Source organism: Microcystis sp. (assembly GCF_048564745.1).
GTDB lineage: Bacteria > Cyanobacteriota > Cyanobacteriia > Cyanobacteriales > Microcystaceae > Microcystis > Microcystis ichthyoblabe_A.
Genome location: NZ_JBLZRT010000150.1, coordinates 1 through 13,658, shown reverse-complemented (window position 1 = coordinate 13,658; position 13,658 = coordinate 1). Strand labels below are relative to the sequence as shown.

The following is a 13,658-nucleotide window of genomic DNA, read 5'->3' as shown; positions in this document are numbered from 1 at the left end:
CCATTTTTTTGCTTACCTCCACCTTGATTCCTTCTTTCAAAACTATACCTATCAATCGTTTCCCCTTTTTTTAAGTTTCTTCTCTTTTTGTTAAGAAAGATCCGACTAATGGATAGCTTATCAAGGGGGGCAGGGGGGATCAGCACCCCCCTTATGGACTTGCGCTTTGATAATGTACCTTTTGGGCGAACGCAGTTCGCCCCTACATTGTGGACAAAATCCGTTACTGTAGGGGCGCAAAGCTTGCGCCCTCCGATCGATTGGGATATTATTCCCACGCAAGTCCCTTATCAAGGTAGCAGGGGGGATCAGAGGTAAAATCTATCTTCAATTTAATTATAACTACTTACTTAACCGACTAAGATGCAGCAATGTTCCTGACTCCATTGCTATCTGTTAACCTATAGATGGAATATTTTTAATCAGCTTATGAAAGTGGTGCGGCTGGCTTGGGTGTTAACTTTGGCATTGATGATCATGCCGCCGACAACAGTGGCACAAACACTAGAGCAGTTATGGCAACAGGGTGAAACCGCTCAAGCGCAAAAAAAATACCCGGAAGCCGAAAGAATCTGGCGACAAATTATTCAGCTTGATCCTAACAGTGCTGTGGCTTTTAGCAATCTCTGCGCTGCGCTATTCCTTCAAAATAAGTTAGACGAAGCACTGATTTTCTGTCAAAAAGCCCTCGCTCTCGATCCAAAACTTCCAGAAACCTACAAAAATATAGGTAATGTCCTATATTTCCAGAAAAAACTGACGGAAGCGGAGGAAATGTACCGTAGGGCTTTAGATTTACCGGATGATACTACTGGGACTCCTACCACCGCTCACACCGCTGCTCATAATGGTTTGGGTCTGCTCCTACAGGAACAGGGCAAGCTAGAGGCAGCGATCGCTGAGTTCGAGAAGGCGACGAAAATCGATCCGAAGTTTGAATTTGCCAGCAATAACCTGCAAGAGGCCCGGCGCTTGTTATCCTTGCAGCAACAACCGGAACAGATCATCGCTTTGAATACCACCAAATATCTACCCCAAGAGGATCCCCTCACCCGGATCAAGCGATCGATCGTTAAAATCAGTGTTGTCTTTACCGGTAACGCCAAGGGGACTGCCTACGGTACGGGTTATGTGGTCAAACGCCGGGGAACAACGGTGTGGATTATCACTAATCGTCATGTGGTGGTCGATCGCGACACGGAACAGAGGGGCGATAATCTGGAAAATAATCTGGAAGTGGAACCCTATTACGGCGAAAATCTACCCAATCTCCCGCGCGATCGTGTAGTGGCTAAAATAAGTCAGATCACCGAACCCCAAGAAAACTTGGATTTAGCTTTGCTGGAAGTCACGGGTTTACCAGACGATATCAGTCCTTTAACCTTTCATCAAGGCGAAATTAACCCACAAACACCGATTTCTATCATCGGACATCCTGAATCAAAAGATTGGTCGAAGTACGAGGCGATTACCATCGGCATTCAGTCTAGTAGCGGCAATTTATTAATCGATGTGAGTCTGGCCGTGGGGGGGTCTGGTAGTCCAGTATTCGATCAGGAAATGCGGGTGATCGGATTGATGTTTAAAACGATTAACGAGTCCCAAATCGATTCTTCCGGTATCGGTTTCGCTTACCCAATCGATCGAGTTCTCCAAAAATTAGCTCAATGGCAGGTGGTTGTACCATGAAAAAATCATTTATTGTCCTTAACTTAACAATTCTTAGTCTTATTTTGGTCTCGTTCTTCCCTATTCAAGCTCAAAACTGTGGGACGGGAAATACTAGATCTAGCAACTATATCCAGAGAGATAATGACAAGCGCTGTGAGGGAATAGCCCCGATCGATATTGCGGGCAGTTTTAGTCTTATTTCCCTTTCTATCGGCCGGATTCGGGAGATGACTGACTCCCTAAAGTTGGAAGTACCTAGTCGTAATAACCGAGCGCCGAAAGTGATAGTGCGTTCTGTGCCAAAAAATTATCAACTCGATCCCCTCACCTTGCGTCCCCAAGGTTCTCGCTATCAATTTAAATGGTCTAACTATGTTATTGATCGCGAAGATATCGCCCTTGAAAGTCTGCGGGCCACGGCCTCTATCAGTGACGGTAAATTGATCTATTTGCCAGTTATTTTTAATCAGGCAAAAACCTATGATATCGTCCTTTTTTCTAATGTGCGTAGCCAGATCAAAGAATTACAAATCCTCCAGAACAACGAGGTTATCTATGAGACTTCTCGCCCTAACTGGCAACCAAAAGGAGAAATTTTCTTTACTTGGGATGGTCGTACTTCTGATGGTAAACTGGCTAAGGCGGGATTGTACGAATTGCGAGTCAAAGCTTTATTAGAACAAGATGATGCTCCTCCCAGAAATGCCCCGATTAATATAACTTTTGAACATAATCCCCAGTGGCTAAAATGAAGTCCAAGCATAATTTTAAAAGTTTCTGGCGATTTATTAGGAAAAATCTCAAGTTTTGCACAGTTTTTATAGTTACTCTAGCACTGGTTTTCCTGTCGATTTTTTGGGGAATTATCCCAGTTAAACAAAACTTTGAAGGCAATTTATTGGTAAAAAGCTTTAGTTTTACCTGTCAAGAAAACGAAAGTTTATTGCTCAAAGATGTCGATAATCTTTCCCAAATAGATCTATCGGGACTGAAAAAATTTACCCTCGCCGGCATTTTTAGCAGTCTTGCCGATCCCGAACTGAATAAACGAGAGCGACTAGAAATTGAATCAATCCGGGAAAATAGCACTTTAACAATTACCCCGACGGCGGATTTTATCCTGCAAGAACTCCGTTTACAAAAGGAAACTAGAGTAAAAAATCTTAAATATGCGCCTTTTGATAATCGTTTGGCTTTTAGTTTGCAGCCAAATTCTCAACCAGTAAATTTATCATTTAATCCTAGCGGCAACCCGATTAAAATAACTCTCTCTGGTTATAAAATTGCTAATTTACCCCAAAAAAAAGAGGATATTCCCCTCGAATTTAATCTCAGCACCACCGAATTTAAATTAGAAATACAACAAGCGATCGATGTTAATTTACAACTTTCTCAAGATAAAGAACAGCCTATTTTTTGGCGCAATATTAAAGTTAGTAATGTTAGATTTGAGCGACCGATTATCACCGGTAATAATGTGAGAGATGACTTAGTGGAATCGACAATTATTTCTGGTAATATCCGGATGGCTCAACAGGATCTTAAGCTAGAAGAAAACCAATTCCTAATCGTCGAGAAACCGGGGGTAGAGATATTAAATCAGATAAAAATTATCCGAGAGGATAGTAACCAAAACCTCAAACTAAAAACCACGGGGGAAAACTTGCAGATTACCGAGGCATCACAAGGTTTAGAAGTGAGCGTTTCCGGCAATACCAACAGCATCCAAGTGGGGTTAAATCCGCGACTACCGATCGCCCAAATTCAAGGCAGTTTTTTATCCCGTTATCTTGGCAGCGAGGCGATCGTGGCGATAATTTCCTTTTCTGCTGGTTTAATCGTTTCCTTGCTTTCGTGGTTATTCGATAATTTTGCTGCTTCTCCCTAAAAATTACCGTCCCGCTCGCTAAACTGCCAAATTGATAAGATCCTTTGACCTTTCGCCGCCCTATTGAGCAAAACTAGGTATAAACACTTTCTTAAGAATTAACCTATGTCACAATAGATGAAGATAAACCAAATAGTGTGAAGTTGTAAACTAGGTATTACTGAATGGAACCGCTTTATCAGTACGCGTGGCTAGTTCCCGTCCTGCCTTTGGTAGGCGCTACCCTAGTCGGCGCGGGCTTAATTTCCTTTAATGAAGTCACCAATCGTCTGCGACAGGTGAATGCTGTATTGATCATTTCTACCCTCGGTGCGTCGATGGTGCTGTCTTTTGCACTGCTGTGGAGTCAAATCAATGGACACGCTCCCTACAACCAAATGATCGATTGGGCATCGGCGGGTAACTTTCACCTGAAAATGGGTTATACGATCGATCATCTCAGCGCTTTAATGTCGGTTATCGTCACCACCGTGGCCTTTTTGGTGATGATTTATACCGATGGTTACATGGCCCACGACCCCGGTTATGTGCGTTTTTACGCCTATCTGAGCATTTTTAGCAGTTCTATGCTCGGTTTGGTCATCAGTCCCAACCTCGTCCAGATCTACATTTTCTGGGAATTGGTGGGGATGTGTTCCTATCTGCTAGTAGGTTTCTGGTTCACTCGTCCGGCGGCTGCCGAGGCCTGTCAAAAAGCCTTTGTTACCAACCGCGTCGGCGATTTTGGCTTATTACTGGGAATGCTGGGTCTTTTCTGGGCCACTGGTAGCTTCGAGTTTGATATCATGGGTGAACGTCTAGAGGAATTAGTCTCTTCTGGAGCCATTGCCGGCAGTTTAGCGGCATTATTCGCCGTTTTAGTCTTCCTTGGCCCCGTGGCCAAATCAGCCCAATTTCCCCTTCATGTCTGGCTACCGGATGCCATGGAAGGTCCGACCCCGATTTCGGCCCTGATTCACGCCGCCACGATGGTGGCCGCTGGAGTTTTCCTGATTGCTCGGATGTATCCCGTTTTTGAGCCAATTCCCACGGCGATGACGGTAATTGCTTGGACGGGGGCCTTTACCGCCTTTCTAGGGGCAAGTATCGCCCTCACCCAGAATGATATCAAAAAGGGTTTAGCCTATTCCACCATCTCCCAATTGGGTTACATGGTTATGGCTATGGGTATCGGCGCTTATAGTGCGGGGTTATTCCACCTGATGACCCACGCTTATTTTAAAGCGATGTTGTTCCTCGGTTCCGGTTCGGTCATCCACGGTATGGAGGATGTGGTCGGTCATGAGCCGGTTTTAGCGCAAGATATGCGGATGATGGGCGGTTTACGCAAGTATATGCCCATTACTGCCCTAACTTTCCTGGTGGGAACTCTGGCCATCTGTGGGATTCCTCCTTTCGCTGGTTTCTGGTCGAAGGATGAAATTCTCGGTTTAGCTTTTGAGGCGAACCCGTCTTTATGGTTAATCGGTTGGGCTACTGCGGGTTTAACGGCTTTTTATATGTTCCGGATGTACTTTAACACTTTTGAAGGGGAGTTTAGAGGCACTAATAAGGAGATTAAACGGCGACTGTTAGCCAATGCGGGTGCGATTCCGGCTTTTGGACCGGGGGCGATGAATGTTAAGCAATTAGACTCGGAAGCGCAGGAAGAAGACAACCACGGCCATCATGCCCATGAACCCCACGAATCGCCAATTACTATGACTTTACCTCTCATGATTTTAGCGGTTCCCTCTTTGTTAATCGGTTTGGTGGGTAAACCTTGGCAGAATTTCTTCGAGGGTTTTATTCATGTTCCTAACGAAGTGGTGGAAGAAGTTCATGCTTTTGATTGGACAGAGTTTCTGATTATGGCGGGTAATTCGGTGGGGATTGCTTTAATCGGGATTACTGTCGCTTCTTTGATGTATCTCCAGAAGAAAATTGACCCCGCAACTATTGCCGAAAAATTCCCCGCTTTGTATCGTTTTTCCCTGAACAAATGGTACATTGATAATCTCTATGATCGAGTTTTTGTACAGGGTTGTCGTCGTCTCGCACGGCAAATTATGGAAGTGGATTATCGCGTTATCGATGGGGCAGTGAATTTAACTGGTTTAGCTACTCTTGTCAGTGGTGAAGGTCTTAAATACCTTGAAAATGGTCGCGCCCAATTCTACGCTTTAATTGTCTTTGCCGCAGTTTTGGGTTTAGTAATTGTCTATAGTCTGGTGTAGATTTTTAAGCCGTTGACTAAAGATTTTTTGGGGCGCAAAGCCCCTTTTTTCAGCTTTAAATACCCCTTTTTAAGGGGTATTTAGGGGGATGAGGAAGGCTGCATTTCATATTTCTGACTTTCTCTCACTTATGGTGAGCAGCAGCAGTTATTAAAAGAGGGCGAATGCAATTCGCCCCTACAATAACATTATTGCGCCAATGGTAGGGGCGCACCGCGTGCGCTCACAATGTAATATAGATATTTCTACAAAATTGAGTATTTTATTGAAAGCATTACCTCATATTTAGCCAATTAGGAGACTCAAATTGCGTTACAAACTTTTAGGTAATAGTGGTCTGCGGGTTTCGGAACTATGTCTAGGAACGATGACATTCGGGGAAGATTGGGGTTGGGGAGCGGATAAAGAGGAAAGTCGGGCGGTTTTTCAGGCTTTTGCGGAAGCGGGCGGCAATTTTCTCGATACTGCTAATATCTACACAAACGGAACCAGTGAAACATTAGTGGGGGAATTTGTCAAGGGCGATCGAGAAAAATGGGTAATCGCCACAAAATATTCTCTCAACACCCGTCCCGGGGATGTCAATGCCTGCGGAAATCATCGAAAAAACCTCTTTCAGGCGGTAGAAGCTAGTTTAAAGCGTTTAGGTACTGATTACATCGATTTACTCTGGCTTCATATTTGGGACTCTCTCACTCCTATGGAGGAAGTGATGCGTGCTTTCGATGATTTGGTCAGGATGGGAAAAGTGCTTTATATCGGCATTTCTGACAGTCCTGCTTGGATTGTCTCCCAAGCAAACACCCTGGCCACCCTACGGGGATGGACACCCTTTATCGGACTACAAATAGAATATTCTCTCAAGGAACGCACCCCCGAACGGGAATTATTGCCTATGGCCAAAGCATTAAACATCGGGGTGACAGCTTGGAGTCCCCTGGGAGGAGGAGTTTTAACGGGAAAATATAATCAACCCAACCCCGTCGATGGTCGTTTAAGCATGACCGACCAACCTTTTCAAATTCTCGATCGCGATCTGAAAATTGCCGAGACCGTCCTAGAGATTGCCAGAGAAATCGGGAAATCACCGGCACAAGTGGCGTTAAATTGGCTCAGAAATCGCCCTAACCCCATAATTCCTATCATTGGCGCTCGAAGATTGTCCCAATTGCAGGATAATCTCGCCTGTGTGGATTTTAACCTGACTGGGGAACAGCTGCAACGACTCGATAATATCAGTGCCATTTCCCTCGGTTTTCCCCACGAACTTTTAGCCAGTCAATTTGTTCGCGATATCCTATTAGGAGGAGTAGCTGCACAATTGGATCGATGATGGAAGTTTTTGTTTATGGAACCCTGAAACCCAGGGAGAGTAACTATTCTGCCTACTGTGCAGGAAAAGTGATCAACTCTAAAACCGCCTACACAAGGGGGCATTTATACCATCTTACCGCCCTCGGTTATCCCGGACTGACCGAGGGGGATGGCTGGGTGAAGGGAATTTTATTGACTTTTAACGCAGATTATGATATTGGGCTTTTGGATGGTTTGGAAGATTATCAACCCAGCAGATCTCCAGAAGAAAACGAGTATCAGCGTCGCAGAATCCCTATTTATAATCTAGAGCGAGAATTGATCGGCGAAGCTTGGGGATATATGATGACACCGGCAAAAATAGCTTTTCATGGCGGAGTTTGGCTGCCTTCCGGTTGGTGGACCAGTAGCGATCGAGAATAGGGATGAGGGGGCCGATTCTGTTAAGATATACAAATTAAAAGCTTAATCGTGAAAAAATTATGTATCTACTCCTAGAAGTGGCCAGTGGCAAATTCCCCGTTTATTTCGTGGCAGTTTATGTGGTCGGTTTTCTGGCTGCTGTCACCATCGGTTCGATCGCTTGGTATAATTCTAAGCGCCCGGTTGGTTGGGAAGATGCCCAAAGACCGGATATTATCCCCGAAGTGAAGACAGATATAGATTCTGATTCTCGATCCTAGAAAAAGGCAGTTATCAGTTATCAGCTTCTCAAGGCAAGAGGCAAGGGGCAAAACACAGAATCTGGCAATTCTCCTACCTAAAAAGAAGGTTAGAAACTAAGCACATCAAAGCTTTTAGCTTAACAAATTAGGTTTTAGATTCAGACCTTGTTATCAGATGTGGGTTTTCAGTTCACTGATTACTGATTACTATTTACTGACAGAACTACCCATTCCCTTCCATCTTCCCTATTCTCCATTTTGCTATGAAACTAACAGCGATGTCCTTTAATATTCGCTACGATAAACCCGATCCTGATGAGCGTAATTGGCGAGTAAGAAGGGAAGCAGTAGCGGCTTTAATTGCTCACTATTCTCCTGATATAATTGGTACTCAGGAAGCTCGCGCTAATCAACTATTGGATCTACACCGTTTATTGCCAAAATACCAAAGTTTAGGCAGCGATCGCAGAGGGACAGGATTAGATGAACATTGTGCGATTTTGTATCAACCAAGTCGGTTAAAATGTTTAGAAATTTACGAATTTTGGTTATCAGAAACTCCCGATATTATTGGCAGTATTACCGAAGCTTGGGGTAATCCTTATCCCCGCATGGTAACGGGGGCTAAATTTCGCACTCTTGAGGGGCAAACTTTGCAGTTTTATAACACCCATCTCGATTACTATAGCGACAAAGCTAAGGACTTAGGTGCTAAGTGCATACAGGAGCGTTTTTGTCAACTAGATTTAACAGAAGATTACCTATTTTTAACGGGGGATTTTAATGTTAATTCTCAGCAATTACCCCGTGAGATTTTAACTCAAACTCTCCAGTCAGAAATTAAATTAAAGGACGCTTTAGCCGATTTAGAATTAGCGGAACAAATGAGCTTTAATAATTACACCGATACCCCCTATTTAGCCATCGATACCATTTATTATGATAGCCGTTTGCAGTTAGATTGGGTAAAAGTCGATCCTTCCCGTTGGTTGAATCTTATTCCTTCCGATCATTATCCCGTAATTGCTGCTTTTACCTTGCCCTAAAAAAGATTATTTTTGTATTTAGCAAATATATAGAGGGTAAAAGCTTCAGCAGACTTTGGTGATTCGGTGGTTAAATTTGTTCAGTGTTGTCAACAGGAAAAAATTCAATAAGTGATATTTTTGCCGATATTGTCGAAGCAATTCTGTTTATTTTCCTCCGGAGATTAGTTACCAATCCTCTGTTTATTTGATTAATTCCACCCCATCTTTGCCGTCAATCTCCTGTAGATAAACTCTTACCTGTTCCTCGGCTGCGGTGGGGAGTTTTTTGCCGGTAAAATCCGGGTGAATTGGTAATTCCCGATGACCACGATCAACGAGAACTAATAAGCGGATTTTTTGGGGTCTGCCATACTCAATAATAGCATTAAAAGCGGAGCGGATTGTGCGACCCTTATAGATAACATCATCGACTAAAATCACGGTTTTTCCCGTGACATCTAGGGGCATTTTGGTTTTAGCAGGAGTGCGGGTTTTAATGCGATCAAGATCGTCGCGATAGAAGGTAATATCGATCGCTCCCACGGGAACTTTTACCCCTTCTAAGCTCTCAATTTGACTGGCAATTAAATTAGCTAAAGGCACTCCTCGCGTGTAGATACCGATCAAAATCAAGTTATTTAAATCGCCACTTTTTTCGATAACTTCGGAAGCTAAACGGGTAATAGTGCGACGAATTTCGTCAGCCGAGAGAATTTCAATTAACTGTGAGGTCATAATTTTCTAAGAAAAGAGGGTATAGGGGATAGGGAAATTTTTACGGCAATGGACTTTTTTTTACTTTTTCTTTTTTCCTTTAAAACCATCTTCCCACTAACGAATATAATTATTTTCACTTACCTATTTTAACTCGATCGCTCATGAGTGATGAATTATTGCAAAAATCTGCCCTAGAATTAGCCCAACTGATTCGCACTAAACAAATCTCCCCCCTAGAATTAACCCATTTATACCTCGACAGAATTGAAAAATTTGACAGTCAAATCGGTAGTTTTGTCCATGTAGCCAAGGAAAGCGCCCTGGCAACCGCCAGCGCCCAAACGGAACAATTAAGTCAAATCGCCGCTACTGCCGAATTACCGCCTTTTTTTGGAGTTCCCACCGCCATTAAAGACTTAAATGCCGTCGCTGGAATGCCGGTTAGTTACGGAGTCGCCGCTTTACAGGGAAATATCGCCCAATACGACGAAGGAATCGTCACCAGAATCAAAATGGCGGGTTTTATCCTTCTGGGCAAAACTGCCACTTCCCAGTTAGGTTCCTTTCCCTACACCGAAAATCCGGGTTTTTTGCCGACTCGTAACCCCTTCAACCGCGATTATACCGCAGGAGGTTCCAGTGGCGGCGCGGCGGCGGCGGTAGCGGCGGGTTTCTCCCCGATTGCCCAGGGTTCCGACGGTGGCGGTTCCATTCGTACTCCGGCGGGTTGTTGCGGTTTGGTGGGGATAAAACCCAGTCGTGGGCGCGTTTCCTATGCCCCGGTGGGGGAATTTCAAAGCGGTATCGCCACTAACGGCACTCTTTCTAAGACGGTGGCAGATGGGGCGGCACTGCTTACCGTGATTTCGGGCTATACGACGGGCGATCCCTACTGGCTAACCGATCCGCCCTTTTCTTTCCTAGAAGCCACTCAGAGAGGCATAAAACCCCTGAGAATCGCTTTTTCTACTTCCGTATCCCCCTTCGGCGAGGCAACTTCCGTTTATAAAAATGCTGTGATCGAGACGGCTAAAATTTTAGAGGGTATGGGGCATCACTTAACGGAGTATTCTCCCGATTTACAGGCTTTAATCGCTCCTTTTCGCCGTATTTGGCAAGCGGGGACGGCAGCGGCGGCAATTCCCAGGGAGTTATTAAGTCCCCTTAACCAATGGTTATTGGACAATTCTGGCAGTGCGGGGGAATACCTGCAAGCGGTGCGGCAGATGCACGTTATTTCGCGGCAAATTGTGGCGATGTTTGATAATTTTGATGTCTTACTTTTGCCAATTTTTCTACATCAACCCCCCGGAATTGCTGAGTGGGAAAATTTACCACCGGAAGAAGCGGTTAATAAGATGATTAGTTGGATTGCCCCTTCTCCGATTGCTAATGCGAGTGGTTTACCCGCGATTGCTTTACCCACAGGGGTTGATAGTCAGGGTTTACCCGTGGCAATTCAGTTAGTTGGTAAACCTGCTGATGAAATCACTTTGTTAGGTTTATCGGCACAATTAGAGGCAGCTAATCCTTTCGGTTTGATGGCTAATTTTAAGTAGGTAGGTGTTAAAAGTTGTCAGACACCCCCCTTATCAAGGGGGATCCCCCCGCCTATCGGCACCCCCCTTATTAAGGGGGGACTAAGGGGGGATCGAAGCTAAAATCCATTTTTAATTCAATTATAACCAGCTACTTAACTAGCAAGACTTTGGGTAAATTGGGGAATAGAAGCGATAAGTTTACGGGTGTAATCACTTTGGGGAGAGTTGATAATTTCGTTAGCTGTACCCATTTCCTCAATTTTACCTTTATTCATCACCATAATCCGATCGCTCATAAATCTGACGACACTTAAATCGTGGGAAATAAAGATATAAGTGAGATTAAATTCCTGCTGTAATTCTTTGAGTAAATTTAAGACTCCCGCTTGCACGGAAACATCTAAAGCAGAGACAGATTCATCACAGATAATAAACTGAGGATTTAAGGCTAAAGCGCGAGCAATACACACCCTTTGTCGTTGTCCTCCTGATAATTGATGGGGATAGCGATCAAACCAATTAGGATCAAGTTTAACTCGTTCTAATAAATATTCTACTCTTTGCCTTTGCTTTTGGGAATTGCCGCCAGTATGATGAATAACCATCGGTTCTAAAATTGCTTTACCGATGGATAAACGGGGATTCAGGGAATTGTAGGGATTCTGAAAAACTATCTGTAATTCCCGTCGCAGTAGTCTTAATTTTGGATCGCTGGGGTTTAACTTAGCGAGATTTTCTCCTCGGAAATAGATATCTCCAGAAGTGGCAGGAATTAAGCGCAGAATTGTCCTTGCTAAGGTAGATTTTCCGCATCCCGATTCACCGACTAAACCGAGGGTTTCCCCCCGTTTAACGGCAAAACTGACCTGATCTACGGCATTAAAAAAGGTCTTTACTTGCCCGAAAACTCCCTTAACTGGAAATCTAACCGATAAATTTTCTACCGATAAAATATTCTCGTGATCTTGTAAACCTGCGATTCTGCTTTCTTCCTCTTGGAGAGTAATAAATTTAACTGCGGGTGGGGTAATTTCCTGTAATTCAATAATCTTACCTTGAGAGTCTTTTTCCACTTGTAAAAAATCGCTGACGGTGGGTAATTTTTCTGGACGAGAGTTTAAGCGAGGACGACAGGCAAGTAAACCTTTTGTGTAGGGATGTTGGGGATAATTTAATACTTCTTCTTTAGTTCCCTGTTCGACAATTTCTCCTTGATACATCACGACAATTTGATCGGCAATTTCGTTAATAACTCCTAAATCGTGGGAGATAAAAACCATTGACATTTCTCGATCACTTTTACACAAATCTCGTAATAATCTTAATATTTCTGCTTGGACAGTTACATCTAAAGCGGTGGTTGGTTCATCAGCAATTAAGAGGGTAGGATTACAAGAAATCGCCATGGCAATCATTACCCTTTGTAATTGTCCCCCCGATAATTCGTGAGGATAACGCTTGAGAATTTCTTCTTTTTGTTCCTGAATATAAGTTCTAATTTTTTCCCTGACATGACCCTTATTTTCTAAGGGAAACGTTTCTATATACTTCTCCTCTAACTGTTGATCACTCGGTAATAAGCGCACTTCTTGCAGTAGAGAGATGGCTTGATTTTTTGCTTGTTCGGGGGTGACTTTTTGATGCAGTAAAATTGCTTCGGTGAGTTGAAACTCGATGTTATAGACTGGATTAAGAGAACTCATTGGTTCTTGGAAAATCATCGCCATTTCTCCCCCGCGATAATAACGCAATTCTTCCGGGGGAATAGATAATAAATCTACTGCTTGCATTGACTGACCTTTTGCCGGACGAAAGCAAATTTCTCCCCCGGTAATTTTTCCAGGAGAGGGAACCAATCCCATGAGTGCAAGGGAGGTGACGGATTTTCCTGAACCCGACTCCCCCACACAACCGAGAACTTGACCTTTCTGCAAGCTAAAACTAATGTTATTAACGGCGACTGTTGTTCTTTTCTGATTAGAAAATTCAACGGTGAGATGGCGAACGTCGAGAACTTTGTTATCCATAGCTCTTTAACTGGTGAAACCTAGCATCATCTTAACCTAAGTTGTCAATTTTAACTATGGCAGTTTTCATCAGAATAAGGCATGGGCAAGGGGCCTAAGCCCTTTGTTGGCAAAACTTGTCGATACCTCAGTAATGTGAAAAGCGCTATATTTGAGGATGAAAAAATTGATGATAGTTCCGTTGATGTTATTACAGCGAGGCGTTCGGCGAGACTTCGGCGTTAGCTCAGTAGTTCGACAAGAGTTCGGCGAGGTTCACTCGAGCCGCTCACTAACACGAACGCTCAGCCGAACCGTCCCAGTGAATCCGCTCAGTCTAAAGAGATAAAAAACGGAATCAAGAGAACTTTTCCGTGCATAGTTTTCGGACTTTGTTGGAAGATATGGGGACGATTTGCTTGAATACAGTAGAATAGAACTCTTGCAAATTAATTATATGTTATAATGATAGGTTAACTAATTTTCCCAAAAAAATTAGTTAACCAGTACATTCGTCCTGAATGAAAACTTGAAGTTTAACTTTTAACTCAAAACTCTTTAGAGCTGCTTTAATTTGGTTATCAAAACCTCTTTATTTAAGCGGCACAAACT

General features: G+C 43.6%; 11 protein-coding genes. 9 read left to right on the top strand and 2 right to left on the bottom strand.

Annotation, left to right across the window (positions count from 1 at the left end; translation table 11 throughout):
* The first annotated feature begins 429 nt into the window (after positions 1 to 429).
* The 8 genes from ACOCD9_RS16285 to ACOCD9_RS16250 all read left to right on the top strand — a co-directional run bounded on the left by ACOCD9_RS16285 (position 430) and on the right by ACOCD9_RS16250 (position 8,800).
* Entirely contained in the window at positions 430 to 1,689 is a 1,260-nt protein-coding gene (locus ACOCD9_RS16285; RefSeq protein ID WP_419547961.1) for a tetratricopeptide repeat protein, read from the top strand.
* Positions 1,686 to 2,423 carry a FlgD immunoglobulin-like domain containing protein gene (locus ACOCD9_RS16280; RefSeq protein WP_016514693.1) on the top strand — a complete coding sequence of 246 codons (738 nt, stop codon included), beginning with the start codon at positions 1,686 to 1,688 and terminating at the stop codon, positions 2,421 to 2,423. Before ACOCD9_RS16285 ends, ACOCD9_RS16280 begins: the two co-directional genes overlap by 4 nt.
* The gene (locus ACOCD9_RS16275; RefSeq protein ID WP_419547960.1) at positions 2,420 to 3,559 is read left to right on the top strand and encodes a hypothetical protein; all 1,140 of its coding nucleotides are present in this window, start codon (positions 2,420 to 2,422) and stop codon (positions 3,557 to 3,559) included. Before ACOCD9_RS16280 ends, ACOCD9_RS16275 begins: the two co-directional genes overlap by 4 nt.
* A gap of 164 nt (positions 3,560 to 3,723) precedes the next feature.
* Positions 3,724 to 5,775: an NAD(P)H-quinone oxidoreductase subunit 5 gene (locus ACOCD9_RS16270; protein ID WP_419547959.1), complete on the top strand. Its 2,052-nt coding sequence runs from the start codon at positions 3,724 to 3,726 to the stop codon at positions 5,773 to 5,775.
* A 307-nt stretch (positions 5,776 to 6,082) separates the two neighbouring features.
* Positions 6,083 to 7,108, top strand: a complete 1,026-nt coding sequence (locus ACOCD9_RS16265; protein WP_419547958.1) for an aldo/keto reductase — start codon at positions 6,083 to 6,085, stop codon at positions 7,106 to 7,108.
* Positions 7,105 to 7,512 (top strand): gamma-glutamylcyclotransferase family protein, encoded by a 408-nt coding sequence (locus ACOCD9_RS16260; RefSeq protein WP_194013211.1) that lies wholly within the window; start codon positions 7,105 to 7,107, stop codon positions 7,510 to 7,512. The genes ACOCD9_RS16265 and ACOCD9_RS16260 overlap by 4 nt, the downstream gene beginning before the upstream one ends.
* A gap of 59 nt (positions 7,513 to 7,571) precedes the next feature.
* On the top strand, positions 7,572 to 7,772 hold the full coding sequence (psb35, locus tag ACOCD9_RS16255) for a photosystem II assembly protein Psb35 (RefSeq protein ID WP_002737145.1): 201 nt from the start codon (positions 7,572 to 7,574) through the stop codon (positions 7,770 to 7,772).
* A gap of 245 nt (positions 7,773 to 8,017) precedes the next feature.
* Positions 8,018 to 8,800, top strand: coding sequence for an endonuclease/exonuclease/phosphatase family protein (locus ACOCD9_RS16250; protein WP_419547957.1), 783 nt, complete (start codon positions 8,018 to 8,020; stop codon positions 8,798 to 8,800).
* Positions 8,801 to 8,983: 183 nt separating this feature from the next.
* Here ACOCD9_RS16250 and pyrR read toward each other — a convergent pair whose 3' ends face one another.
* Positions 8,984 to 9,517, bottom strand: coding sequence for a bifunctional pyr operon transcriptional regulator/uracil phosphoribosyltransferase PyrR (pyrR, locus tag ACOCD9_RS16245; RefSeq protein WP_002742197.1), 534 nt, complete (start codon positions 9,515 to 9,517; stop codon positions 8,984 to 8,986).
* A 143-nt stretch (positions 9,518 to 9,660) separates the two neighbouring features.
* Here pyrR and ACOCD9_RS16240 point away from each other — a divergent pair, with 143 nt between their 5' ends.
* Positions 9,661 to 11,058 carry an amidase gene (locus ACOCD9_RS16240; RefSeq protein WP_419547956.1) on the top strand — a complete coding sequence of 466 codons (1,398 nt, stop codon included), beginning with the start codon at positions 9,661 to 9,663 and terminating at the stop codon, positions 11,056 to 11,058.
* 134 nt (positions 11,059 to 11,192) lie between these two features.
* Here the strand turns inward: ACOCD9_RS16240 and ACOCD9_RS16235 are convergent, their stop codons facing one another.
* Entirely contained in the window at positions 11,193 to 13,067 is a 1,875-nt protein-coding gene (locus ACOCD9_RS16235; protein WP_419547955.1) for an ABC transporter ATP-binding protein, read from the bottom strand.
* Between the last annotated feature and the right edge of the window lie 591 nt (positions 13,068 to 13,658).